The organism is Marinomonas sp. KMM3893 (assembly GCF_004352855.1).
Lineage (GTDB): Bacteria > Pseudomonadota > Gammaproteobacteria > Pseudomonadales > Marinomonadaceae > Marinomonas > Marinomonas arenicola.
Genome location: NZ_SJSC01000002.1, coordinates 399,235 through 425,183, shown reverse-complemented (window position 1 = coordinate 425,183; position 25,949 = coordinate 399,235). Strand labels below are relative to the sequence as shown.

Genomic DNA, 25,949 nt, shown 5'->3' with positions numbered 1-25,949 from the left:
CAGATCCTTATACTTTTTCGCCGTTGGCACGCATATCAGAAAGAACTGATTCGATGCCTTTTTTATCGATAATACGCATACCTTTAGAAGATACACGTAAACGGATGTAGCGGTTTTCACCTTCGACCCAAAAACGGTGCCAGTGAAGGTTAGGAAGAAAACGACGCTTAGTACGGCGTTTTGAGTGAGAAACGTTATTACCTGTAACAGGACGTTTCCCAGTAACTTGACATACGCGAGACATAATTAAATACCTTTTGCTATCCAGAAGATTATTGGAAGTGTGCTTCACTTCCTCAGGCGGAGCATGATTCCTTATGAATCAAAAATATCCCGTACCGAGGAATAGCGGCGCGCATTCTCCCATAAGCAGCTCTTCTGGGCAAATATTTTGTTAAAAAATTGATCAATTCTTCAAAGTTAGTCGCGAAAAAAGCCAAGTAGCGTCGAATTTACCGATAAATCCCCCATTACTTGTCTCTTTTTATAACAGGCCTCTTTCGGCAAGCGACACGGGCGTGCCGTCGCCTACTACAAAATGATCCAGCAATCTGACATCCACCAAGTTGAGTGCGTCTTGTATTTTTGTCGTGATTGAAATGTCCGCTTGGCTGGGTTCGGCCACGCCACTGGGATGATTGTGAGCCAGAATAACCGCAGCGGCATTATACTGTAGCGCCGCTTTCACCACTTCCCTCGGATAAACCGCCGCCGCGTCTATGGTGCCCATAAAAAGCTCTTGGTATCGGATCAAACGGTGCTGGGTGTCTAAGAACAGCACTGCAAACACCTCTCTTTGGGCGTGCCTTAGTTGCGCAGAAAGATACTGACGGACGTGTTCTGCGCTGGTAAAGACGGTCTCTCGCTTTAACTGCTCGTGCAAATGCCGCTTGGACATTTCAAGCACCGCTTGCAACTGAGTGTATTTGGCATCGCCCAGACCAAAGCCTTGGCAAAACTCTTCACGGCTGGCCGACATCAGGGCGCGTAGACCTCCAAACTGCAACAACACTTGCCGCGCCAACTCGACCGCGCTGATGCCTTGCGTTCCTGTGCGTAAGAAAATCGCCAGCAATTCAGAATCCGTTAAGGCACTTGCCCCTTGGTGAATCAGCTTTTCTCGCGGTCTCTCTTGTTCCGGCCAATGCTTAATACTCATGATCTACTCCTTGATCCATGTTAATCTTGGCAGCAATAAAACAGAGACGTCCTGTCTCTATAGTGACTAGTTTAGTCGTTATTTATCGATTGGATATTTTACCTTATCGGCCACCACTTGGATTGAGAAGTTTTATATGTCAAACCTAGCGCAAAAACGCATTCTATTAGGTATTACTGGTGGCATCGCTGCCTACAAAAGTATTGAATTAATTCGTTTGCTCACCAAGGCAGGCGGCGAGGTGCAAGTGGTCTTAACCGAAGGGGCAAAAGCCTTTGTGACAGAAATGACGCTGCAAGCTGTGTCTGGTCACCCGGTGCGCAGTACGCTTTTGGACCCCAATGCCGAAGCCGGTATGGGCCACATTGAGCTGGCCAAGTGGGCCGATCTGATTGTTATCGCCCCGGCATCCGCCGATTTTATGGCGCGCTATGCCCAAGGCATGGCCAATGACTTATTAAGCACCTTATGTCTCGCTACCGAATCGCCGGTGTTACTGGCGCCAGCGATGAACCAAGCCATGTGGAAGCACCCAGCAACCCAAGCCAATGCCGCCTTACTGTCTGCCCGTGGAGTATTGAGCATTGGCCCTGCGGATGGAGCCCAAGCGTGTGGTGATGTGGGACCTGGCCGCATGAGTGAACCAAGCGATATTTTTGACGCTATTACTGAGCATTTTAGCGCGTCTGCAGCAAGCCAAGATTTGGCCGGCCAACACTGGGTAATTACCGCAGGCCCGACCATGGAAGCCATTGATCCGGTACGCTTTATTAGCAACCACAGTTCTGGAAAAATGGGCTACGCATTAGCGCAGGCCGCACTGCATCGTGGCGCCGCAGTCACCTTGATCAGTGGTCCAGTGCAAATCCCAGCGCCAGCTGGCGCAAAGCTAATTCCCGTCAAAAGCGCCGATGATATGTTGGCCGCATGCGCCACCGCTATGACTCATCCAGCGGATGTTTTTATCGGCGCTGCCGCCGTGGCTGATTTCAAAATGAAGCAAGCTTCAGATCAAAAAATGAAAAAGCAAAGCAACACCGACGAGCTGCACCTGACCTTGGTCAAAAACCCTGACATCATTGCCGCCGTGGCCAAAAACAACTGGTCAAAATGCGTGATCGGCTTTGCGGCAGAAACTCAAAACGTCATCGAATACGCCAAGGACAAATTGGCCAGAAAAGGCTTGGATATGATCATTGCCAACGACGTGTCTCGTGCAGACATTGGCTTTAATCAAGACGAAAACCAAGTGTCTGTTATTACTAAAGACGCTCTTTGGACACCAGATAAGGCGACAAAAACAACCTTAGCCACTGAACTCGTCAGCCTAATCCAACAACACACCCATTCCTCCCATTAATCTATTATCGACAAGACAAAGTGAAGACTATGAAACATGCCATTCAATTAAAAATCATCAGCGATAAAATCGGCAAAGAAATCCCCTTGCCAACTTACGCCACAGAAGGCTCTGCAGGCCTTGATCTACGCGCCTGCCTAGACGAAGCCATTGAACTTTCTCCTGGCGATACAACGCTACTACCAACTGGATTGTCTATTTATATTCAAGACCCTAGCCTAGCGGCGGTGCTTTTACCGCGCTCAGGTTTGGGCCATAAGCACGGCATAGTGCTAGGCAACCTTGTGGGTTTGATTGATTCTGATTACCAAGGTGAACTCATGGTGTCTTGCTGGAACCGCGGACACTCGACTTTCACCATTGAGCCTGGCGAACGTGTCGCGCAATTGGTCTTAGTTCCTGTGGTTCAAGCGGAATTTGATATCGTGACTGAATTTGAAACAACCGCTCGCGGCGAAGGTGGTTTTGGCCACACTGGCACGAAATAATTGTTGTTTTCAAACGAGAAAAGGTGAATTTTTTTCACCTTTCCTCACACCGCTTTCCACATTCTCTCACCCATCTTTCAAAACTGAAATTGAATTTACTTTCATAAGTCTAAAGTTCGTAATTTTCATACAAATTTCTATAGTGTATCCCTCTGGATCACGCTATTATTTCAACCCTAAGTGGTTGCTCACACTTGTCACTAGCCTTGAACAGTCATCGTTCTGACACAGCAACCGGCTAAACTATTATAAAAATGGCTCTTTGCTGAGCCGCCAAGCCCCTAACCAACACAACCGGGGGTTTCATCGCTTAACAGGAGTAATTTTACCGTGGCTTTTTCGCGTGAATCCGCTTTAGATGTTGCCAATGTACTAAGTGAGTCTTTGCCTTATATCCAACGCTACGCTGGCAAAACACTCGTTATAAAATATGGCGGCAATGCCATGACAGACGAAAAACTCCAAGCGGGCTTTGCTCGAGACATAGTGCTAATGAAAGCCATCGGCATTCACCCTATCGTTGTGCATGGTGGTGGCCCTCAAATTGGCGACATGTTGGAAAAACTCAGCATCGAATCCAAATTCATCAATGGCATGCGTGTCACTGACACCGCAACAATGGATGTCGTGGAAATGGTGCTTGGTGGTCAGGTCAATAAACACATTGTGAATATGATCTCCCAAGCGGGTGGTAAAGCCATCGGCCTAACGGGTAAAGACAGCCACTTTATTCAAGCGAAGAAACTCTTTGTTAAGCATCAAGCCGAAGGCATGAGTGCGCCAGAGCCTGTAGACATTGGTCATGTTGGTGAAGTCGCTAGCATTGATACAAACGTGCTAAAAGTATTGGAAAACAGTGACTTGATCCCTGTTATCGCACCAATTGGTGTGGACGCTGAAGGCAACTCTTATAACATTAATGCCGATTTAGTCGCCGGCAAAGTCGCTGAAGCGGTTGGCGCTGAAAAGCTTATGCTGCTGACAAATATTTCCGGCGTACAAGACAAGCAAGGCAATGTGTTAACTGGGCTAACAACCGCTCAAGTTGATGGCTTAATTGCCGATGGTACTATTTATGGCGGTATGCTGCCGAAGATCAGTTGTGCACTTTCTGCCGTCAATGCAGGCGTCGGCAGTGCGATTATTATTGATGGCCGCGTACCTCACGCGATCTTGTTAGAAATCCTAACAGACAAAGGCGTTGGCACCTTAATCTCAAATACAAAAGCGGCAGAATAAGCCGCGTGTCAGCCAAGTTTTTCAAGACGACATATTAACAATAACGAGTTTGGGAACAGAACATAAATGAGCAACAAAAAAAGCGATCGTCGAACACAAATACTGCAGGCGCTAGCTCAAATGCTAGAAAGCAGCCCTGGAGCACGTATCACGACCGCCGCATTGGCGAAACAAGTTGGCGTCTCTGAAGCCGCTTTATATCGTCATTTCCCAAGCAAAGCGAAAATGTTTGAAGGCTTGATCGAATTTATTGAAGAATCGTTATTCACGCGCATTCACAGAATCGTACAAGATGAAAGTGATGTTCTGATTCGCATTGAAATGATTGTCACCCTAGTGCTGGGCTTTTCTACACAGAACCCAGGCATGTGCCGTCTTCTTACTGCAGACGCATTAGCGGGCGAGACAGAGCGTTTACGCGTTCGTATTGCTCAGCTGTTTGACAGGATTGAAACTCAGTTAAAACAAGTCATGCGTGAAGCGGACTTAAAACAAGGCTTACGCCCAGTGATGGGAGTGGCACCTTGCGCTAACTTTTTGCTGGCCATAATAGAAGGCAAAATCCGCCACTATGTGCGCAGTGAATTTAAAGTAAAACCCACTGAAGCGTGGACAGAACAATGGTCAGCATTAGTAAAAACGCTAATGCTTAACCGCTAGTACTGGGAGCCAAAAGCCCCCTAGTACTATGGCTTAGCACGGCTTCGATTACGACTCGATACCATACTGCTGACGGTACGCTTTAACAGCATCAAGATGCTCAGCAAGCTCAGGCGTTGCTTGTTCTGCTAAGTAGGTCATGATGTCATTAAGAGAAACGATGCTGATCACAGGCATGTTGAAGTCACGTTCGACTTCTTGGATTGCAGATAGCTCGCCTTGACCACGTTCTTGGCGATCCAATGCGATTAGCACGCCAGCCGGAACGGCTTTTGCTTCTTGTATGATGGACATGACTTCTCGAATGGCCGTCCCTGCGGTAATAACGTCATCGATAATCATGACTTTACCTGCTAAAGGGGCACCGACGAGAGAACCACCTTCACCGTGAGCTTTCGCTTCTTTACGGTTGAAAACGTAAGGGGTGTCCACATCATGGTGATCGAACAGTGCCACCGCGGTTGTGGTAGCCAAAGGAATGCCCTTATAAGCAGGGCCAAATAGAACATCAAATGGAACATTAGCTTCCATTAATGCGGCTGCATAAAAGCGACCTAACTTCGCTAACGCTTGTCCAGAATTGAATAAGCCAGCGTTAAAGAAGTAAGGGCTTACGCGGCCAGATTTGAGTGTAAATTCGCCAAAACGCAAAACATTTTGCTCAATGGCGAACTCGATAAAGTCTCTTTGGTAAGGTTTCATGCCGACTCCAGATAGATTTTAAAAATAGAACAAAGCGCCGCCAAGAACGAGCGAAGCCATGCCAACATTGGATAGGCGCTAATATAACACACGGCTAGGAATTGTAGGGACCAGAAATGAAGGTCATCAGCCTTAATGTAAACGGTATAAGACAAGCAGCCGATCGCGGCTTTTTCGAGTGGATGGTTCGTCAGGATCCTGATGTTGTCTGTCTGCAAGATATTCAGGCGGATGAACGCAGTCTTAATGACAGCGTCTTCTTTCCACCTGGGTACAACACTTACTTTTTTGACTCTATGGAAGACCCTGAACAAGCAGGCGTAGCCATTTATTGTAAAACGATGCCAAAAGCCATCATGACCGGCATGGGATTTCCTGAGTGCGACTTTGAAGGGCGCTTTATTCAAGCAGACTTCGATAAGGTCAGCATTGGTGCATTCCTAACACCACATGGGTCAAACCATGAAGATGCGCTACAAGAGCATAAATACCGTTTTATGGAAGGTTTTAAAAACCACTTGATTAAAACACGCCGTAAACGCCGTGAGTTTATTTTTTGTGGAACTGCCAACGTGGCACGTTCACCGATCGATGTGAGCAGCTGGTTTGTAAACCAACGCAACTCTGGTTTTCTGGCTGAAGAGCGTAAATGGATTAACGAAATTTTCAACGAGCTTGAATACGTTGATGCTTTCCGCCAAGTTAACAAACAAGACAAGCAATACACTTGGTGGCCTGACTACGAGCGCGCTTGGAAGTTAGATGAAGGAGGTCGTTTGGACTACCAAATTACCACGCCTGGCATCAAACACTTGATCCAAGGTGGCAGCGTCTACAAAGGTCAGCGTTTCTCTGACCATGCGCCATTGATCATGGAATACAATATCGATTAATCTGACTTGCCATTGGCGAAGACAGAGCGATCAATAAAAAGCCCACCAGCCTTGGTTGTATGACACAGTTTTGTGTTACACAAGCAAGGCTGATGGGCTTTTTTGTCATTAAATACCTTGTACCGTACAGTATCAGCCGTTTAACGTTAGCAGCCGTTAAACGTCAGCAGGCGTTAAAGGCGCAACCATAACATTCAGTCTAAGCTGGTGCATGTCGCCAGGCTTAATCTCGTAGGCATCGTTCAACGCATTGGCTGTTTCCACACAGACAAAGTGGCGATAGTCTTCGTCTTCCATGTCACTGCGTTGTTTGGCAAGCTCAGGGCCTGGATTCCACAGCACAGTACTTTGGCTGCCTGCGCTGCTCACCGTAATTTTGCGCTGCAAATCGAGGTCATGGATCTCACACACATCCGGTGACTCTAGATACACACTGTCCACACATTCAAATGGTGTCACTGTGCCTTCTTGCTGTTTACGGGCGCTTTTTTCAAGCTTATCCACATAGATCACACCATCTAGGCCATGCACTTCAGCCGTTTTGTTGTTACCCACATGGAAATAGGTATGTAAGGCTTCGCTAACCGGCATGGTTTTATCAGATAAGTTTGCCGCCGAGAAATTAATGCTAAAGCCATCGCTGGTGAAACGAAATACTTGTCTTAGCTCAAACGCTTGAGGCCACATTTCTTCGATTAATGGGTGATCCTCAGACGCCAATCGAAGCACAATTTTAGCGTCACCATTTTTAAAAGTGCCCACTTCGGCCAGTTGCCAGCGAAAATAACGTGCAAGACCATGTGCCGGGTAATCTTTGTGTTTCTCGTTCGCCCCAAACCACGGCCAGCAAACAGGCACACCAAAGTGACGGCGTCCAAAACGGGTATCAGCACCTTCATTGGCAGACTGAAACAAAAGATCGCTCTGCCCTGTCGGTATAAAACTCACCAAATGACCGCCCCACAATGCAATACGCGCACTGAAATCAGGCTGGTTAATCACAATTTCATCACACTCTTTTAGGCTGGCCGGTAGTATTTCACCACCCAGTGTTTCCAACTCTCGAATCAGTTGGCCATTCATTCAAGACTCCATAAGATTAATCTAGTACGCACATATTAGCCCCAGACAATACGATTACAATAGTTTGTGCTTATGCTGACTATTTAATAATTCTGAGAATCAATTTTTTACCGAATAAAACTTAACCTGGTTTGCTTTTTAGGCTATAAAGCCAGTCAATACGATAGCGTCTTCTACTGCAGAAAAACGCCCTCTTTTGTTTTTGCTATTATCGACATTCTAGTCAGAGCCAACGTCTTATGAATCAACTAAATGAACCCAAAATGGTCATCGGCAGTGAAGAGTGGTGTGCCTTCTCCTCTCTGAACATTCCGGCGGTAAAAGCGCGCATCGACTCCGGCGCTAAAACCTCTTCTTTGCACGCGATTAACATTCAGTATTTTTCACGGAATGGCGAGCAGTGGACCAGCTTTGAGGTTCATCCATTACAGGATAACCGTAAAATCACGGTGCATTGTGAAGCGCAGATCATTGACCACCGCGTGGTAAAAAGCTCCAGCGGTGACAAAGAAAAGCGCCCTGTGATTCGTGCGTCTTTAGCACTAGGGGAAAAGTCGTGGGTGGTTGAGTTAACACTCACCGATCGAGACAGCATGGGCTATCGCATGTTACTGGGTCGTGAAGCAATGAACGGCCGCATTCTCGTTGACCCAGAAGGTCACTGCCTGCTTGGCGATCGCCTACAGAACGATTTAGCGTCTTTATACAAGGCTCCTGAGATGCGCACTGGTGGCCTTAAAATCGGCTTATTGGCCAGTAATCCAGATTTGTACAGTAACCGACGCATCATCGAAGCGGCAGAAGCACGTGGCCATGAAATTCAGTTTTTAAACATCAAAAACTGCTATATGAAATTGGACGCGACTACCCCTGAAATTCATTATCGAGGAGGCCGTATTCTAAACGACCTCGATGCTGTGATTCCGCGCATTCGTCCAAGCAAAACCTTTTATGCCTGCACGCTATTACGACAATTTGAGTCATTGGGTATTTATTGCTTAAACACCTCAACCGCCATTGCCCAATCGCGAGACAAACTTCGCTCATTGCAGTTACTGTTAGACAACGGTTTAGACATACCGACGACAGGCTTTGCAAACTCGCCTCTGGACACAGGTGATCTCATTGATATGGTTGGCGGCGCGCCACTTATCATTAAGTTGCTAGAAGGCACTCAGGGAACAGGCGTGGTATTGGCCGAAACACGCAAAGCGGCCGACAGCGTGATCAATGCGTTTAAGAGCTTAAACGCGAACATTCTCGTGCAAGAGTTTATTAAGGAATCGAGCGGTAAAGATTTACGCTGCTTCGTGGTAGATGGGAAAGTGGTTGCTTCCATTCAGCGAACTGCCGCGGTGGGCGAATTTCGAGCCAATATCCACCAAGGTGGTCGCGCGGAATTGGTTAAAATCACTCCAGAAGAAAAGCGCATCGCGATTAAAGCCGCTAAAGCCATGGATTTAAAAGTCGCGGGGGTCGACTTGATCCGCTCCAATAAAGGCCCACTCCTCTTGGAGGTCAACTCGTCACCGGGGTTACAAGGCATAGAAACCGCGACCAATGAAGACATCGCAGTGCGCATGATAATGGCCATTGAAAGACAACTCATGAAGCCAAAAGAAGCCTAAGCGTTACCCCTCAAAGCCCAGCAATAGACATCGAAGCCGCTCTCCAATACCTGAAGAGCGGCTTTTTATTCGCTGTGTTTAGCCAAACGTTTGATTACGGCCAGAGGCTTTTGCTTTATACAAGGCTTCATCGGCTCGAACCAGCCAAGCAGACGACGTTTTATCTTCTTCCATCAGCTGGGCTACTCCCAAACTCATGGTGACTTTAATATCCCCTTTATCGGTTTTTATCGTCATCGCTTCGATCTTTTGGCGCAATTTCTCGCAAAAGCTTATGGCCCCTGAAGAGGGTGTATTAGGCAAAAGCACGACAAATTCTTCGCCGCCATAGCGACCAATAAAATCGCCTTTACGTGTCGATGCCATCATCAGTTTGGCGACTTCTTTTAATACGATGTCTCCAATGGGATGCCCATATTGATCATTGATTTTCTTAAAGAAATCCAAATCAGCTATCACTAAGGAATGCGTGCTGCTCGGTTTCTTCTGATACGCGGAAAAAATAATACCCAGGGCTTTTTCTAAGCTGCCTCGGTTGTGTAATTCCGTTAACGCATCGGTTTTACTGAGCTGTTCAAGCTGACGATTGGCCGATGAAAGCGCCTGTTTATGGGTCGCCGTGTCCGTCACATCATAAACAGCAATGCACACATGCTTCACAGTACCGTCTGCGTTGGCCAGTGGGCGCAAGGTGATATTCTGGTACATGTTGTCGGCCAGCCCAGTAATGGGGCGGTAGCTTTTAAAAGCAAAAAGGTAAGGTCGCTGCTCCCAAGAAATAAAAATGGATGTCCTTAAGGCAATCACATTATCTAACTTACGCTGCAGCCACTCTTTGTCTATTTCGGGAAAAAGATTGAATAACGACTGATCTTTGGCAATGGAGGAGCTTTTGCCACTGTGGTTTTCCATAAAGCTATTCCACAGGGTTATTTTGTAATTTTGATCGACCACAACAAGGCCCAGATCGATATGGTTGAGCATATCAAACAGCCAATGCAGCTCCATCATTTCATCTAGAGAGTTCGACATGGCTAATCCTCAACCAAATAAGACAATAAGTTTTCGAGCACGGGAATAGAATCCTCCGTAAAAAGCAAAAGCAAATCGCAACTTACATTGTGATTTTCAATCTCGTAGACAATTTCTACCGTTAACGTGCGCTTCCATGTCGATCTTTTTACATCAATGAGGTTGGCCATTTTGACATTCTGACCCAGTAGAGCTGGGTGCCCAAAACTGAAATCAATGTTCATTTGCTTGCCAAGCGCATCCATAAAAGGCCCAACCAGCACCGAAGAAACCTCCATCAGTAGTTCGACCTCTCTGTCACGATCAACCTCTCCCGATGAATTCAACAATTTGGCGATATCAGGAAAGCTAGTGTCGTTAAAAATAAGCAGGGCTTCAAACGCAACACCAGCACCGACAAAACCTTGAGAGATGGCAGAAAATCGACTGTCTTGCGAGCCATACCCAAGCGCCATTTGCAGCTCACTAACCTCTAAAATATTCACCGTAGGCACAGGCAATTTAACAAAAACATTGAGCATGTCAGCCAATACGCTGGCGGCTTTCCCCATCGCGACATTGGACACTTCTTGCAGGCATTCTGAGAATGAAAAATCATCCACAACAGACGCTCTAGCACTGGCAACCGAATGAACACCCAGCTCCATTAAACCTAAAGACTGAAGAGACTCACGTAGGGCATCCACCTGAATTGGCTTTTTATGAAAGGCAATTGCGCCAAGGTCTTTTACCCGTTGCACTGCTTGCGGCTGCACATCACCAGACACCACCAACACATGGGGCATGGCCCCACGGCCTCGTAACTCCTCTAATGTTTGGTAACCATCTTTGACGGGCATGTTTAAGTCGAGAAAAAGAATATCAATTTTCTTCTTCGCTATTATGTCTAAGGCTTCCTGTCCATCTTGGGCATAATCTACGTCAATGTCCCAGTCAGCTGGCAATGTCTTTGCCAATTGCTTCCTAGCAATACTTGAGTCATCGCAAATTAATACACTCTTTCTCATACGTATTTCCCAAAACCGAAAAATAGATTTACATCATAGATAACAAGGCTTTAACGACCATTTGCTCATCATATTTATGTTCTTTTTGAGCGATCAGTGGCGTCTTGATAACGCTCACACCAAGCGAGCTCAATTGCTTTTCATCAATCTCGCCATAATCATGACGATCATCCAATAAGAGGTAATCCAAACCACCAAACTGAATGGCTTCCATGGATTTTGCGTCGCTAAGTACGGTCGCAACCAAGCGCTCTACTTGTGTCATCAACGACAAACCGAATTGCTCAGGGTCCACGCCCAAATTCGGTAAATAGACCTTAGGATTTGGGTTCTGGCAAATCGCCCGACCCACGCCAACAGGCAGTAAATTAGCCAGCACGCTGCTATAAAAACTGCCCGGTGGATAACAAATTAAATCAGCGTGTTCAATGAGATCACGACGATCTTCGGCAATCTCACTGTTGATCGCAGACACCTGCTTTAAGCCTTTATTTAGCCACATGCGCTTAATTGGACTGTCTAGCACAGCATGCTCTTTGCCGGTAATCCGGTGCTGACCTAGAATGATCTCGCCATTATCAAGCTCTACGCTCAAATGGTAAGGAGCATCCAATATGGTTTTGACTTCGCCAAGCGCCTTCGTCAAACGCGAGAAAAGAAACACTATGGGGTCTAACTGTTGCTGGTTATTCAAATAACCACCTGAAATAATCAGGTTGCCAATGCTCGCTCCTCGCAAATCGAAGGTGTCGCTGATTTGCGCTTGAGTCACCCCAAGTTGCGTCTGTATCAACTCTCTCATGGGGTTTGGAATCGGTTTGATCAGTGAATGCGACCCATCCACTAGCTGCTTAAGCTCTTCTCGTAACTCAGACAAAGAAGCGGACATACCAAAACGGTGGGTAAACAAAGCATAGACTTCAGGTTGCCCCATCACGGTTTCGTCGGCCAACGCCATCAAGCGGCTGCGCAAATCTCCTACGGCCGGCATATCAAATTCAGCCCGCAAACGAGCAGAACTGCCACCAGAATCGAAAGGCGTCACAAGGTGTATAGAATGGTGGGTGTAGCCTTTGAGCACGCGACTGATTTTATTCAGTGCTGAACCGCCACTAAAAAATAATACTTTGGGACCTTGCTCAGGCAAACTTTGGTAACGGTGAATTCGAGCAAGATCAGGCATTTGCATGCGCCGCCAAATGCGACAAGAGCTAGACATATTGACCTCAAAACCATTGAACTGGCACTACCTTAAATAACCTAGACCATGACAACAAGAGGAAAAGTGTTAACGTGACTTACAATAGTCACGTTAGAGCACAGAAAAGAGTCAAGCAGAACACATTGCCTGCAATTCTTAACCAAAAGCGTGATTAATGCCGTGTAACGTCTTTTGTTTCATTTGGTTTTCTTTCACGCTTAACGCACAATAAAAACACACAGACTACTCATCAATAGGACCCATGATATGGCAATGACAGGACTGCTTGCGTTACTCGATGACATCACCACCTTACTCGATGACGTTGCCGTATTTTCTAAAGTGGCGGCCAAGAAAACCGCTGGCGTATTAGGCGACGATCTGGCGTTAAACGCAGAACAAGTCACCGGCGTGAAGGCGGATAGAGAGCTGCCTGTTGTTTGGGCGGTTGCCAAAGGCTCTTTCATCAATAAGATCATCTTGGTGCCACTTGCGTTGGTCATCAGCGCCTTTATTCCTTGGCTGATCCAACCATTGTTAATGCTCGGTGGCGCTTACTTATGCTATGAAGGCATCGAAAAAATCCTGCATGTTTATCAGCATCGCCACGATGATAAGAGCAAGCTACACGCTGACATAGTCAAAAAACAAAACCTGTCTGATCAGGCATTATTGGCACTTGAGAAAAGCAAAGTGCGTGGCGCAATTCGCACCGATTTTGTCTTATCATCTGAAATCATTGTGATTGCACTTGGCACAGTGAATGGCCAACCTTTGTTGACTCAAGCCGTCGTAGTGAGCCTGATTGCGTTATTGGTGACTGTTGGTGTGTATGCGCTGGTAGGGTTAATCGTGCGGCTCGATGACATTGGCCTTCATTTAATCCAATCAAAAGCGGCACTGGTGAAAGTAATCGGCTCAGGCATTTTGAAAAGTGCGCCCTGGGTCATTCGGCTGCTGTCTATTGTGGGGACGATCGCCATGTTTTTAGTCGGCGGTGGCATTGTTGTTCATGGTTTACCGGCGCTACACCATCTTGCTCAAGAGGCCGTTTCAGGGGAAATTACCCAACAGCCTTTCATCAGCATGATACTCAATACCGGCATTAGTTTACTGGTTGGCCTGTTACTCGGTACTCTGGTGACAGCTGGCGTCGTTTGCTTACAAAAAATGCGCCCCAATAAGCAAGGCTAATTCACGCCTTGCTTATCCTTCACGATTGGCAACACAGTTAAGTATTGGCCAATAAATAATCAGCAAATTCCGCAAAACCAAAACCACCAGGCTGCTGAGTTTGAAAGCCTGGGTGATGCTGCATATGATCTAAGTGCTGAGCAATATTGGCGACGCCTACACTTAATGGAAAGCGCGCGAACATGCTTTCATCATTGGGCGCATCGCCAACGTACACCACCTGCTGGCGACAGGCTTCTTCGTGCAAGCCATAACGCTCACGCAGCACTCTTTCTGCCATGGCAAACTTATCGTAGCCACCACCACTGACATTAATATGGATAGAACTGGCTTTGGCGTTCAACCCTTGCTCCAACAAAACCTTAAGCAAGGCGTTTTTCTCATCAATGGCAGGCGGTTTCACGTCTTGAGCATAATCAATCGCCACATCGGTTAACCGATAAGATTGGTCACGCGCCAAGCGCAAACGAGGAAACGCCGTTAGCGCTTGCTGAACCTTTGCCATAATACTGGCTTGGTCCGCGAGCATTTCCGCTTCATCACGCCAAAAAGTGTAATCTAATACGCCCTCTGTGTTGGCAATAAAACAGCCGCCACCTTCGGTAATAACGCCTTCCACCGGAAGCGTTCGTGCGATCATATCTGACCACCCAGCACAGCCTCCCGTTACTGGTATCACCTTGATGCCCGCTGCGCTTAAGCGCGTCAGGGCCGCTAACGTTTGCTCCGGTAAACGCCCATGCCAGGTTAAGGTATCATCCACATCCGTGAGGATAAATCGCACCCCGTGACAAGCCTCTTTACTGAAATGTTCAAGTGATTTTATCGACATACGATTCCTAACCAACCGGTCTTAACCCACCAGCTCTACTTTGACGCCAGCAGCCTTAAGCATTTGCTGTCTTGGCTGCGTCATTTCGTCACTAAAAAAACAGTCTATATTGGAAAAAGACTCCACTCGCGCCATCGCCTTGCGATTCCATTTGTGCTGATCAGCCACTAAAAATGAATGACGACTTTGTTCGATTAACACTCTGCTCACGGCCGCTTCTTCTGGGTCGAAGTCTAAAATACCTTGCACATCATCCAGACCACCGCACCCTAAAATGCCATAGTCGAAATAATATTGGCGCAAACCAGCAAGGGTTTCTTCGCCCACTAAATCATGATGTCGATGCCGCAACTTACCGCTCAATACCCGCACTTGAATATTAGGACGAGTGCCAAAAATACTGGCCACCGTCAGGTTGTTAGTAAACACCTGCAGCGCTTTATGCTCTAACAAGGCTCGACTCACATATTCGACCGTGGTGCCCACCCCTAGAAACAACGACGAGCCGTCTGGAATGGCCTTTGCGGTTCGCTCCGCAATCGCCAGCTTGGCCGCTATATTGAGATTGTGTCTGTGATCAAAAGGTAGGTTTTCCATGCTGGAAACCGGTGCAATACCGCCATGGGTACGACGCACCAGATTGCGTTCTGCCAGCTGATTTATGTCCTTGCGAATGGTCTGCGAGGAAACATCAAAATGCGCCACCATGTCTTCTACCAGTAAACTGTCCATTTGCTGAACCCAGTTCAATATCTGGCTTTGTCGTTCGTTGAGACTCAACATCATTGTCCTACACGACTAAATAAAAGAAGCAAACACAGAAGGATTGTCCGTAATCACGGCGTCCATTCCCCATTCCCAATGCTCGGTCACTGTCTCAGGATCGTTCGCGGTATAGCACAACAACTTATAGCCTTCGGCCTTCACCGCTTGCGCCTGCGCTTGCGTTAACAAGCTGTAATCACAATTCAAACTATAAGCATGAATTTGCTCTAATTGTGCCTGCCAATTCGCCGGGATCGCTTCATAAAGTTGGCCAAGGTGACGCTGTGGGTCCAACTCAAACACCATTTTTAGAGCGTCATGATTAAAGCTAGAAATAAGCAGCTTTTCATTGTCCACCCAGTACTCTTTTAATGTGTCTAAGACGGTCGGCACGATATTTTCGACGTCAGCTGTGTCGTGTTTGATTTCTAGATTCAAACCCAACCCCAGCGCCTGAATGCAATCCAAGGCTTCGATCAAGGTAGGAATGCTTTCCCCTTTGAATTCAGGTGCAAACCAAGCACCAGCGTCCAATGTACTGGCCACCAGCGGGTCGGTTTCTCGCGTCACACCAGCGCCATTCGTACAGCGATCTAGTGTGTCATCATGAAAAATAATCAAACCGCCTTTGTCGATCAGGTAAACGTCAATTTCTACCCACTTAACTCCGGTTTCAGCCGCCGCTTTAATCGAGGCTAAGGTATTTTCTGGTGCCAATAATGCCGCACCCCGATGCCCCATCACCTTACTTTTCAAAATGTCTTTTCGTACTGCTGGATTGGTTTGCATAAAAACCTCACAAACGTTGTTGGGTAGTGGCATCAAACAAATGCCAGTGCTTCAAAGGGGCCGTTAACCACATTCGACTTCCAATGTCAGGCAAATGAGGGCCTGCCAGTCGCACTACAATAGGTTTCGGTTGCTCAGTTCCATCCTCGAGCACACCATGAATTAGTGTTTCTGCACCAAGGGATTCTACCGCTTGTACTTGTAAAGAAAAGTCCCCATTGGCTTCATCGCTTTGCAGTAAATGCTCTGGACGAATCCCCCACTTGATGGCGCCACGGTATTGGTGAGGCATCAGCAAGGTTAATGATTCTGACAATTCTATCCCGCGTTCAGTCAACATGGCATCAAATAAGTTCATTGATGGCGAGCCAATAAACTCCGCCACAAAGGTAGTGGCTGGCTTATCGTACAGCTCCATCGGCGTGCCAATCTGTTCCGCTTTGCCTTTGTTTAGGACCACCAAACGGTCCGCCAAGGTCATGGCTTCGACCTGATCGTGGGTCACATACAAGGTGGTGGTGGCAAGTTTACGCTGTAACTGACGAATTTCGACGCGCATTTGCACTCGTAACTTGGCGTCTAAATTCGACAAGGGTTCGTCAAACAAAAACACTTTAGGGTCGCGCACCATAGCGCGCCCCATGGCCACACGCTGACGCTGACCGCCAGACAATTGACCTGGACGACGGTCTAACAACTCGTCTAACCCCAACATCTGAGCCACATCCATCACCTTGGTGTGGCGCTCGTCTTTGGAAACACCACGGTTTTTCAAGCCGTATTCCATATTGGCGCGCACCGTCATATGCGGATACAAGGCATAGTTTTGAAACACCATGGCGATATCACGATCGGCGGGCTCTTTGTCGTTCACCCGATTGCCTTTAATCAACAAGTCGCCTTGGGTAATCGTCTCAAGGCCTGCCACCATGCGCAGTAACGTTGATTTACCACAACCTGATGGCCCAACTAGGACAATGAATTCACCTTCTTCAATGCTTAAATCAATACTTGGTATCGCTTGGTAGCCATTCGGGTAGGTTTTGCCTATGTTCTTTAATACTAAATCGGTCATTGCTTACTTCTCCGCGTCAACCAAGCCTTTCACAAATAATTTTTGCATTCCCACGACCACCGCAACCGGTGGAAGCATAGCCAATAAAGTGGTTACCATGACGTAATTCCACTGAATGTCGCCATCAGGAACAGACAACATGCTCTTTATACTCATTACCAAGGTGTAATAGGTGTCATCTGTGGTAATGATCAAAGGCCAAAGATATTGGTTCCAACCATAGATAAACATAATCACAAACAAGGCCGCGATATTGGTACGCGACATCGGCAGCAAGATATCAAAGAAGAAACGAATCGGGCCGGCGCCATCAATCCTAGCCGCTTCCACTAACTCACCAGGAATCGACATAAAACACTGTCGAAACAAGAAAGTAGCCGTCGCACTGGCGATCAAAGGCAAAATCAAACCACTGTAAGAATTCAACATATCCAAGTTCGCAATGACCTGATACGTCGGCACAATCCGCACTTCAACTGGCAACATCAGGGTCATAAAAATCACCCAGAAAATAGCACTGCGAAAAGGAAAGCGGAAAAACACAATGGCATAGGCAGAAATAATCGAAATGGCAATCTTGCCAATGGTAATTCCCAGCGCCATCACTAAAGAGTTCAATAACAAATGCCAAACGGGAATTTGTAAGGTACTGCCCGCTTCCGCAAACAATACATGCGCCCAGTTCTGTACACCTTGGTCACCAAACCACAAAGGAATACTACCGGAGTTAAAAGAACCTTCTGGTTGTGTCGATCCCACCAAGGCAACCCACACAGGCAAAGCAACAATAAACACACCAATTATCAAAATAAGATGGCTAAGCAATCTCGACCAAGGACGATTCTCTATCATTAGTATTGCACCTTACGCTCAATGAAACGGAACTGAATCACCGTCATGAGTCCAACAATGGCCATTAAGACAATAGATTGCGCCGCTGATCCGCCGCTGTCTAAGCCAATAAAACCGTCTTTAAATACCTTGTACACCAGTGTATTGGTGCTGCCGTCTGGTCCACCTTGAGTGGTGGTATCTATCACCCCAAAGGTTTCGAAAAAGGCGTACACCAAGTTGACGACCAACAAGAAAAATGTGGTGGGTGACAGCAAGGGAAACACAATGTCCCAAAAGCGCTTGAAAGAGCTGGCGCCATCGATCGCCGCCGCCTCAATCAAAGACCGAGGGATCGCTTGTAACCCAGCTAAGAAAAATAAGAAGTTATAACTAATCTGTTTCCAAGTCGCAGAAATAACCACCAAAATCATCGCCTGATCACCGTTTAAAAAGTGATTCCAATGCAGACCAATACGATCTAAAAACAAGGCCACAGGGCCGATATTTGGGTCAAATAAAATCCACCACAACACCCCAGCCAAGGCCGGCGCAACAGCGTAAGGCCACACTAATAAGGTTTGATAAACCATTCTGCCGCGAATCACTCGATCTGCCATCACCGCCAGCCAGAGCGCCACAGCGATGCCCAAAAAGGCGACCGAAAAACTAAAGACCATGGTGACTACCATGGATTTGTAATAAAGCGGGTCTTGGAATAAATCAACGAAGTTCTCAAGGCCAACAAATTGCTGGCTCAAACCAAAGGCATCTTCACGATAAAAGGCTTGCAGCACCGCCTGTCCAGCAGGCCAAAGGAAGAAAATCGCCGTGATCACCAACTGAGGTAACACCAGCAAGTAAGGCAATTTTTTTTGCGGGAAATAAACAGACATAACGTCACTCGAACAGAAACAAGAAATCAAATATCCCTATCCGTAGGACGGATAGGGATAACAACCAAAGCAATTAGTTGTGCGCTTTTTCGAACTTACGCAACAACATATCGCCACGTTTCACCGCGGTGTCTAGAGCGGCTTGTGGTGTTTCTTTACCACTCCACACACTTTCTAGCGCGCCGTTGATCACATCGCGAATCTGCACAAAGTTACCCAATCGCAAACCACGAGAGTTTACCGTCGGCTCTGATGCGGTCATTTGCAGAACCGCCGCTTCAGTACCTGGGTGCGCTTGGTAGAAACCTTCTTTTTTGGTTAGCTCATAAGCCGCGTGCGTAATCGGCAAATAGCCGGTGAACTGGTGCCACTGAGCTTGGATTTCTGGCGTAGATAGGAAGTGAAGGAAAGCCGCAGCCGCTTTGTATTCTGCTTTGTCTTTGCCTTGTAGTACCCATAAAGAAGCACCACCAATGATGGTGTTGTTAGGCTGTTTTACTTCGCTTGCCCAGTAAGGCAATGAAGACACACCAAAATCAAATTTTGCGTTACGCGTCATGCCGCCAAACGCAGAAGAAGACCCTGTGTACATAGCACATTGCTGGCTATAGAACTTAGGAGCGGAATCGCTACGACGACCACCGTAGCTGAAAATGCCACTCTTCTGCCATTCGTGCATCTTAGTGATATGCATGACTTGCAGAGGGCCATTGAACAACAACTTGGTGTCTAGGCCTGAGAAGCCATCATCATTGCTCGCAAACGGCACATCGTGCCGTGCACTTAGGTTTTCAAGTTGAACCCATGACTGCCAACCCGTGGTAAAACCACATTGTGCGCCGCTGGCTAATAATTTTTTAGAGTAGGCTGCAACCTCTTCCCATGTTTTTGGCGGTGTTGTTAGCCCCGCTTTTTTAAACATTTCTTTGTTGTAATAAAGCACTGGGGTTGAGCTATTGAAAGGCATAGACAACATGTTGCCATCTACATCCGAGTAATAACCGGTAACAGAACTGAGGTAAGCACTTGGGTCAAAATCTGCCTTGGTGTCTTTCATCAGCTTATAAACAGGATAAACAGCGCCTTTGGCGGCCATCATGGTCGCGGTACCCACTTCGAAAACTTGGACAATGGCAGGTTGTTTGTGGGCGCGGAACGCCGCAATAGCGGACGTCATGGTTTCTGTGTAAGTCCCTTTAAAAACAGGGTCTACTTTGTATTGCGTTTGCGAGTCGTTAAATTCTTTAACGATTTCATTCAATTTTTCACCGTTAGCACCACCCATAGCATGCCACCATTCAATTTCTGTGGCGGCAAAGCTGGAACTAGCAATAGACAAGCCTAATACGGTTGTCGCGAACATTGATTTACGCATTTAGGAGTTCCTCATGTGATTATTTTATTGGTTGAGAAAGCACTTTAGTAGCTCAATGTTTCATTTTTATGATATTTGAGTTTCAAATGAAAGAAAAAAGTCGAAAAAAGAAAATAATTGAACCTAAAAAGACGTTTTTAGGTTCGAAATGGATATTAAAATTCGCTAGATGAAAGCGCTGCGGTGAGCGCTTTATACTCTTTTTGCAGCTGCTCTAACGCCTGCTGCACTGTGGTGGCGTCGTCAGCTTGTGCCGCAGATTCAATGCGCTTGGCAGTGTCACTCATGGCGAGCCCCGACACCTCAGCGCTTGCGCCTTTAATTCGGTGAGCAACACGCGCCACGTTTGTCCAATCTTCTGCTGCCGCATGCGCCAGTAATTGTTCGACTAGAGCGGCGCTTTCTTTCAAAAATTCTTTCGCCACCAACGTCATTAGCATCTTATTGTTGCCTAGACGATTGCCATAATTAACCGCATCAAAGTCCTGCATCCTTTCCTCTTTATTTATCCTGTATTAAGGCTTCTGGTAACCATTTTTTCAGTTGCTGTTTTAATTGATCTTGGGCAATAGGCTTCGCTAAATGGTCGTTCATTCCGGCCTCAAGACACAACTCTTTGTCACCCTTCATGGCATTCGCGCTCAACGCGACAATAGGCACATCATTCGGGGTTGCTCCAGCGGCCAACTTACGAATTTCACGGGTCGCTTCGTAGCCATCCATCACCGGCATTTGGCAATCCATGAAAATAAGATCGTAGGCTTCTGTACGCACTTTTTCCAGTGCCTCTTGCCCATTTTCTGCCACTTCAACCTCTACACCAAACATATTAAGCAGCCCTCGCACCACTATCTGGTTAGTTAAGTTGTCTTCCACCACTAACACGCGGGCATTGATAGTTAGACCGCGGCTCACTAACTCGTCTGAAAAGGTACTTGCTGCCATGATTGATTCCCCTTGTGTCGCCAATGCCATGGTTGATAATAATGTTTCTAACTGAGAATAACTAATGGGCTTTTGTATGGACTCTGACGCGGATGTTTCGGCCTCTTCTAAGCTGGATTGTAACCGAATAACCCGCACTCTAGAATGACGACATGCCGCCTGCAATCTCGACGCGTCATCGGCAGAGCAAGCTTCAGAAGCGATGCTATCAAGCAAAAGGCCATCGACATTCGATAATGACGCGTCCAATAGTAAGCTAACGCTCTCGTATAACGTATGCTGAACGTTAAAGTGCGTTAATAACTGACTAATATAGTGACGCCCTGTTTCATTCTGATAGACCACAGCCAGAGACAGATCGTACTCCGCTGTGTCTATGTCTTTTTTCTCGTGATCTAGGGCAACATGAAACCAAAAAGACGCGCCCTTGCCTTCCTGCGAGGAAAAGCCAATTTCACCGCCCATTAGCTCGATCATCTCTTTGCTGATTGCCAACCCCAAACCGGTACCGCCATATTGACGAGTGGTGGAACTATCCGCTTGTTTGAAACGCTGAAACAAGCGCTCATGCTGCGACTCAGGAATGCCGATCCCAGTATCATCAACACGCACATAGAGCTCACTCGCGGTGTCACTTAAGGTGCGCGTAGAAAGGTATAAATTCACTTCGCCGTCACGGGTAAACTTAATCGCATTGCCCAATAAATTGACCAATATCTGCTTCACCCTTAACCGATCTCCGATCAGCACCACGGAAGGTATGTATACCGCAGGCACATTAAAGGCGATGTTTTTTTCTTCTGCTTTTACCACCAGCAAACGAGACACTTCTTCCACCAATTCTCGAACATCAAACGGCTCATGCTCTAATGCAATGCTGCCTATCTCGATTTTAGACAAATCCAAAATGTCGTTAATAATGCCCATTAAGGACTCTGCGCTTTGTTTCGAGAGGTTCGCTAAGTTCGTTTGTTCTGGGCGAAGCCCGGTATTTTCTAAGAGCGACAAACACCCAATCACACCATTTAATGGGGTCCTAATTTCATGGCTCATATTCGCCAAGAAAGCGCTTTTCGCTCGGTTCGCATTTTCGGCCGCCTGTTGGGCATCGCTATGGGCAAGCTGGGCTTTTTTTAACGACTGATTGGCACGCGATAAATCCCTCGTACGTAACAACACTCGGCTTTCTATTTCCGCCGTATGGCTACTAACCACCAATAAAAACCACCCAAGCATAGCGGCTAAGAAAAAGCCCCCAGCCAACACAAAATGCACGCCCCAAGGTTGGCGATAAAACGCCGCTTCACTCACTTGAAATAAATGCCAGTGCTTTGCCCCTACAACCACTTCGTAACTCACCGCATGGCCAAAAGTCTTCGCTTCGTATCTGTCTAGAACGGTTTGTACTGACAAATCCGCCCCCTGACTCTTGGCTAATATCGCGGGCGAGGCCCCATTGTCGCCTTCATCAATTAAGTAAAGCTGCGTATTGGGCAACACGCCTCTGTCCACTATTGCTTTGGCTAAAAAATCCATGCGCAACACCATGGTAGCGACGCTTTTTAGCTTGTCTGAATTGTCATGAAACAGAGGCAAAAAGAGCAATACGGCCGTATCACCCTGCACTAACTGAATAGGCGGCGTCGCGTAAAGTCGATTGAGTTTGATAGACTGATCTAAGGCGTGCCGTCGGCTTTTCTGTGAATAAATATCATAGCCCAACGCATTTTTATTGCTTTCCTGCCGATTCATAAAGGTCACAACGATATATTTAGACCGCGGCTCGACTGGAATAAACCCACCCTGACTGTCTCTTTCTTTAACGTAGAATTTATAATCTGGGTAATTTTTCTGAATCTCTTCCTCAAACGCGGCAAGGTCCTGTTGATACACCACCATATTCAGAGAGACCGCATAAATAGACGAATCGCGCTCTAAAATACCGTCCGTATAACGCGTAAACTCGTCTGCGGTGACACCTTCGCTGCCCCTTACCAGCCCCATGATGCCGTATAGAATACTTTCCATATTATTGAGTCGATTGTTCAATGAGATGTCCACCAACTCGGCGTTTGAATCAAACTCTTCTTGTTGCTTAACATACTCAAAATGCCGCACACCATAAGACAACCCTATGGTGACCGAGATGATAATTAAGAGGCCTGCTAGCAATTGAAAAGGGCGATCCAGCTTGCTATTAAACACAGACGGAAACAGCACCACAAACCACGGCACCACAACCAGAACGCCAATAAAATCCCCCGTCCACCAACTGAGCCATTCAGCTAATACATTGCCTCGCTCAATGCGCCCCACTATGTATAAAGCCGTGACCGCGATGCTGGCACTCACAACCGTCGAAAGCAGGCCAACCAAAACAATAAAGCGCAAAACTAATGCGGAGTTATGAAACGCAAATGGCAAGGGACTATAACGTTGGACCAGCCGATAACCGATGTAAGTTTGTAGGGTAGCCGCCAAAGAAAGAACAATAAATAAGGGCAGATGAAAGGCATGATGATGCATTTTCGCGACCATCACGCTTAAGAGAATAGAACCGATAAATACACCGAGTAAGGCCCAATATCGAAACAGCAACACGGCCATCAAGGCAAACCCAGCCGCTGGAAATACAATGGTTGCGTAACCTGGCGATACCACCTCTGCCAACCCTAATAGGCCAAACAGAAGGTATCCTAATGTTGTCAGTGCAGTGACTGTCATTCCTTTGCGCATAGTAGGGGTCATTCGTCTGTTTGAAAGCAATCTGTGGGCTTATCTATTATCAATTTATATTAACATCAAAGACCAAGAACAAAGTTTCTATTAGTGTAGACAAAAAACGCCCGCCATAGGCTCCTAAAAGCGTTACGATATGTAATAGGAAAAGTGTGTATGTAAATGGCGCGCCACACCCTGTCATATCAGTATCTTATCGGCATAAAAAAGGCGCGATCTTAGACCGCGCCTGCCGCATTACAACACGGTGGATGACCTTGTTATAACTGGAATTGATTGACCGCTAAGGTCAGTTTTTCGGACAAGCCATCTAATCGTTTGGCGGTTGAAACCGTATTTTTCGCCGCGGCCGACCCCTCTCCAGTAATGGTCGCAATTTCATCTATTTTGCGCGCTATATCATCACTGGCATTGCTTTGCTCTAACAAGGCGTTACAAATATAGTTAATCGCTTCCTCTACCTGATCGGTGCTGCCGCGCACTTGCGTCATAGAGCCGCCGGCTTTTTCTGCCAACAGAACCCCTTTTTCGACCTGCAACAGTTCGGCCTCCATACTGCCTGCCACGGCAACGGTCACTTCTTGAATTTTGGTGACGATAAAGGTGATTTCCTTCGTCGATTCGGCGGTACGCTGGGCAAGATTACGAATCTCATCGGCTACAACAGAAAAGCCTCGGCCTTGCTCGCCCGCTCGTGCGGCTTCGATCGCGGCATTTAGCGCCAACAAATTGGTCTGATCCGCCACATCTCGAATCACCTGCATGATGTTATTAATATCACTAGAGCGTTTTTCTAAATCTCGAATCAATGACGATGAATCTTGTGACAACTGAGAAATTTTGGTCATCTCTTTGGTCGCCGACAAGACCACTTCTCCCGCTTCGGCAGACAACTTGCCAGATTGAATCGAAAAGTCCTGCGCATTCTTCGCCTGCTCTGCCACCTGCCCTATGCTAACCGACAATTCTTGTACCGTAGAAGCCACTGAAGTCGTCGCTTCGCTTTGCCCTAGGGCGCTATTTGCACTGTGCTCTGACGCGTCGAACAACTGACTTGCCGCCGCAGACACTTCGTGTGACCCTTCTTTTACATGACACAAAATGGCGTGGGTTTTCTCAACAAATTCATTCATAGAGCTGGCAATGGCCGCCAATTCATCACGTCCTTCCACTGGCAAACGCTGGGTTAAATCCCCTTCGCTAAGCTGCCCTACGACGGTTTGAATGCGAAACACTCGCTTGCGTAAATCGCTCGCCACAAAGCGTTGCATGGCCACCACAAACACACCACCGGCCAACAAAGGCGCGAGGATCAGCCATAAAATACTGTGCATCAGTTCAGAAATCACATCGTAAGACTGCTGCTCTTTGACTTGGTTATCCTCGATCAGTTGATCAATGCGCTCGATCATAGGAATAAGCTGAAGCCCATAAATGGCATCGGGGATTTGCAACGCATCTTGGGGGCTGTCTGGCGCAATTTTTATCGCACTATTAAATTGCTTGTCGTATTCCGACCATAATCTGGCGATGTCATTCAGTAAGGCTCTGGTTTGCTCTGGGCTAATTGCCTTAACTGCTTCTGCCTCTTCCGAGTCATCTGCGTTACTAACAGCACCCTGGTGAGGTTTTTCTTGCTGTGTGTTCGAGTCATTTTCAGACTCTTTCTTTTCAGGCGGTAAGCTTGTTTCGATTTGCGCCAATAGCGAGACTATTTTGGCATTGGCGGCGTCGAGCGCGGTTTTTGTATTCGGTAAAATGGGGTCGTTTTTTGCCACCGATAAAGCCGTCGCTTTGATTTCAAAAAAGCTCTGAGAGGTCGCAACCTGACTTTGATACTGGTGAAAGCCATTGCGCAAACCCGAAAGGGTATAAGCGCTGAAAACACCCACCAAAATAATACTGATCGAAGTAATGGCAGAGAGCAGCCACATTTTTTTATTAATACTCAAACCTGTGTCTCCGAAAAAGAAGGCTAGATCACGCCCGAAGCGCGACTTCTGAATCGGTCACAATACAGTAACAATATTAAGGAAATGTAACAGTGGCTCACTAG

Annotated in this window: 24 protein-coding genes and 1 pseudogene; 8 read left to right on the top strand and 17 right to left on the bottom strand. The window is 46.9% G+C overall.

What is annotated here, in order from left to right:
• Positions 1–7: 7 nt before the first annotated feature.
• Complete coding sequence (rpmB, locus tag E0D71_RS06430) at positions 8–244, bottom strand: 50S ribosomal protein L28 (protein ID WP_133002489.1); 237 nt, start codon at positions 242–244, stop codon at positions 8–10.
• Positions 245–484: 240 nt separating this feature from the next.
• Positions 485–1,159, bottom strand: coding sequence for a DNA repair protein RadC (gene radC / locus E0D71_RS06425; RefSeq protein ID WP_133002488.1), 675 nt, complete (start codon positions 1,157–1,159; stop codon positions 485–487).
• Between the two features lie 136 nt (positions 1,160–1,295).
• Here radC and coaBC point away from each other — a divergent pair, with 136 nt between their 5' ends.
• The 4 genes from coaBC (at position 1,296) to slmA (ending at position 4,906) form a co-directional block, all read left to right on the top strand.
• Positions 1,296–2,519: a bifunctional phosphopantothenoylcysteine decarboxylase/phosphopantothenate--cysteine ligase CoaBC gene (coaBC, locus tag E0D71_RS06420; RefSeq protein WP_133002487.1), complete on the top strand. Its 1,224-nt coding sequence runs from the start codon at positions 1,296–1,298 to the stop codon at positions 2,517–2,519.
• A 29-nt stretch (positions 2,520–2,548) separates the two neighbouring features.
• Complete coding sequence (dut, locus tag E0D71_RS06415) at positions 2,549–3,007, top strand: dUTP diphosphatase (protein ID WP_133002486.1); 459 nt, start codon at positions 2,549–2,551, stop codon at positions 3,005–3,007.
• Positions 3,008–3,337: 330 nt separating this feature from the next.
• Positions 3,338–4,246 carry an acetylglutamate kinase gene (gene argB / locus E0D71_RS06410; protein WP_133002485.1) on the top strand — a complete coding sequence of 303 codons (909 nt, stop codon included), beginning with the start codon at positions 3,338–3,340 and terminating at the stop codon, positions 4,244–4,246.
• A 66-nt stretch (positions 4,247–4,312) separates the two neighbouring features.
• Positions 4,313–4,906 (top strand): nucleoid occlusion factor SlmA, encoded by a 594-nt coding sequence (gene slmA / locus E0D71_RS06405; RefSeq protein WP_133002484.1) that lies wholly within the window; start codon positions 4,313–4,315, stop codon positions 4,904–4,906.
• A gap of 48 nt (positions 4,907–4,954) precedes the next feature.
• Here the strand turns inward: slmA and pyrE are convergent, their stop codons facing one another.
• Positions 4,955–5,608, bottom strand: a complete 654-nt coding sequence (gene pyrE / locus E0D71_RS06400; RefSeq protein WP_133002483.1) for an orotate phosphoribosyltransferase — start codon at positions 5,606–5,608, stop codon at positions 4,955–4,957.
• Positions 5,609–5,724: 116 nt separating this feature from the next.
• Here pyrE and E0D71_RS06395 point away from each other — a divergent pair, with 116 nt between their 5' ends.
• Complete coding sequence (locus E0D71_RS06395) at positions 5,725–6,501, top strand: exodeoxyribonuclease III (protein WP_133002482.1); 777 nt, start codon at positions 5,725–5,727, stop codon at positions 6,499–6,501.
• 156 nt (positions 6,502–6,657) lie between these two features.
• Here the strand turns inward: E0D71_RS06395 and E0D71_RS06390 are convergent, their stop codons facing one another.
• Positions 6,658–7,584 (bottom strand): D-hexose-6-phosphate mutarotase, encoded by a 927-nt coding sequence (locus E0D71_RS06390; RefSeq protein WP_133002481.1) that lies wholly within the window; start codon positions 7,582–7,584, stop codon positions 6,658–6,660.
• Between the two features lie 239 nt (positions 7,585–7,823).
• On the opposite strand from E0D71_RS06390, the pseudogene E0D71_RS17455 reads away from it, so the two are divergent.
• Positions 7,824–8,228 (top strand): annotated as a pseudogene (locus tag E0D71_RS17455) (RimK/LysX family protein); the annotation flags it as partial.
• Between the two features lie 75 nt (positions 8,229–8,303).
• The gene (gene rimK / locus E0D71_RS06385; RefSeq protein ID WP_207923348.1) at positions 8,304–9,212 is read left to right on the top strand and encodes a 30S ribosomal protein S6--L-glutamate ligase; all 909 of its coding nucleotides are present in this window, start codon (positions 8,304–8,306) and stop codon (positions 9,210–9,212) included.
• Positions 9,213–9,290: 78 nt separating this feature from the next.
• On the opposite strand, the gene E0D71_RS06380 is transcribed toward rimK, so the two are convergent.
• From E0D71_RS06380 to E0D71_RS06370, 3 genes are read right to left on the bottom strand one after another with little or no spacing between them, the layout of a single operon-like run.
• On the bottom strand, positions 9,291–10,244 hold the full coding sequence (locus tag E0D71_RS06380; RefSeq protein ID WP_133002479.1) for a sensor domain-containing diguanylate cyclase: 954 nt from the start codon (positions 10,242–10,244) through the stop codon (positions 9,291–9,293).
• 2 nt (positions 10,245–10,246) lie between these two features.
• The gene (locus E0D71_RS06375) at positions 10,247–11,251 is read right to left on the bottom strand and encodes a response regulator (RefSeq protein ID WP_133002478.1); all 1,005 of its coding nucleotides are present in this window, start codon (positions 11,249–11,251) and stop codon (positions 10,247–10,249) included.
• A 28-nt stretch (positions 11,252–11,279) separates the two neighbouring features.
• Positions 11,280–12,470 carry a GAK system CofD-like protein gene (locus E0D71_RS06370; protein WP_133002477.1) on the bottom strand — a complete coding sequence of 397 codons (1,191 nt, stop codon included), beginning with the start codon at positions 12,468–12,470 and terminating at the stop codon, positions 11,280–11,282.
• A gap of 249 nt (positions 12,471–12,719) precedes the next feature.
• Here E0D71_RS06370 and E0D71_RS06365 point away from each other — a divergent pair, with 249 nt between their 5' ends.
• Positions 12,720–13,646 carry a DUF808 domain-containing protein gene (locus E0D71_RS06365; protein ID WP_133002476.1) on the top strand — a complete coding sequence of 309 codons (927 nt, stop codon included), beginning with the start codon at positions 12,720–12,722 and terminating at the stop codon, positions 13,644–13,646.
• Positions 13,647–13,683: 37 nt separating this feature from the next.
• On the opposite strand, the gene E0D71_RS06360 is transcribed toward E0D71_RS06365, so the two are convergent.
• The 10 genes from E0D71_RS06360 to E0D71_RS06315 form a co-directional block, all read right to left on the bottom strand.
• Complete coding sequence (locus E0D71_RS06360; protein WP_133002475.1) at positions 13,684–14,478, bottom strand: HAD-IIB family hydrolase; 795 nt, start codon at positions 14,476–14,478, stop codon at positions 13,684–13,686.
• Positions 14,479–14,499: 21 nt separating this feature from the next.
• On the bottom strand, positions 14,500–15,258 hold the full coding sequence (locus E0D71_RS06355; RefSeq protein ID WP_133002766.1) for a DeoR/GlpR family DNA-binding transcription regulator: 759 nt from the start codon (positions 15,256–15,258) through the stop codon (positions 14,500–14,502).
• 18 nt (positions 15,259–15,276) lie between these two features.
• Complete coding sequence (locus tag E0D71_RS06350) at positions 15,277–16,032, bottom strand: glycerophosphoryl diester phosphodiesterase (RefSeq protein WP_133002474.1); 756 nt, start codon at positions 16,030–16,032, stop codon at positions 15,277–15,279.
• A 7-nt stretch (positions 16,033–16,039) separates the two neighbouring features.
• The gene (locus E0D71_RS06345) at positions 16,040–17,107 is read right to left on the bottom strand and encodes a sn-glycerol-3-phosphate import ATP-binding protein UgpC (RefSeq protein WP_133002473.1); all 1,068 of its coding nucleotides are present in this window, start codon (positions 17,105–17,107) and stop codon (positions 16,040–16,042) included.
• A 3-nt stretch (positions 17,108–17,110) separates the two neighbouring features.
• Complete coding sequence (ugpE, locus tag E0D71_RS06340) at positions 17,111–17,959, bottom strand: sn-glycerol-3-phosphate ABC transporter permease UgpE (protein WP_133002472.1); 849 nt, start codon at positions 17,957–17,959, stop codon at positions 17,111–17,113.
• A complete protein-coding gene (gene ugpA / locus E0D71_RS06335) occupies positions 17,959–18,834 on the bottom strand; it encodes a sn-glycerol-3-phosphate ABC transporter permease UgpA (RefSeq protein WP_133002471.1) in 876 nt (291 codons plus the stop codon). The genes ugpE and ugpA overlap by 1 nt, the downstream gene beginning before the upstream one ends.
• A 73-nt stretch (positions 18,835–18,907) precedes the next feature.
• A complete protein-coding gene (ugpB, locus tag E0D71_RS06330; protein WP_133002470.1) occupies positions 18,908–20,209 on the bottom strand; it encodes a sn-glycerol-3-phosphate ABC transporter substrate-binding protein UgpB in 1,302 nt (433 codons plus the stop codon).
• Positions 20,210–20,364: 155 nt separating this feature from the next.
• Complete coding sequence (locus E0D71_RS06325) at positions 20,365–20,700, bottom strand: Hpt domain-containing protein (protein WP_133002469.1); 336 nt, start codon at positions 20,698–20,700, stop codon at positions 20,365–20,367.
• A gap of 10 nt (positions 20,701–20,710) precedes the next feature.
• Positions 20,711–23,878 (bottom strand): ATP-binding protein, encoded by a 3,168-nt coding sequence (locus E0D71_RS06320; RefSeq protein WP_243711947.1) that lies wholly within the window; start codon positions 23,876–23,878, stop codon positions 20,711–20,713.
• A 275-nt stretch (positions 23,879–24,153) separates the two neighbouring features.
• Positions 24,154–25,845, bottom strand: coding sequence for a methyl-accepting chemotaxis protein (locus tag E0D71_RS06315; RefSeq protein ID WP_133002467.1), 1,692 nt, complete (start codon positions 25,843–25,845; stop codon positions 24,154–24,156).
• Positions 25,846–25,949: the final 104 nt, after the last annotated feature.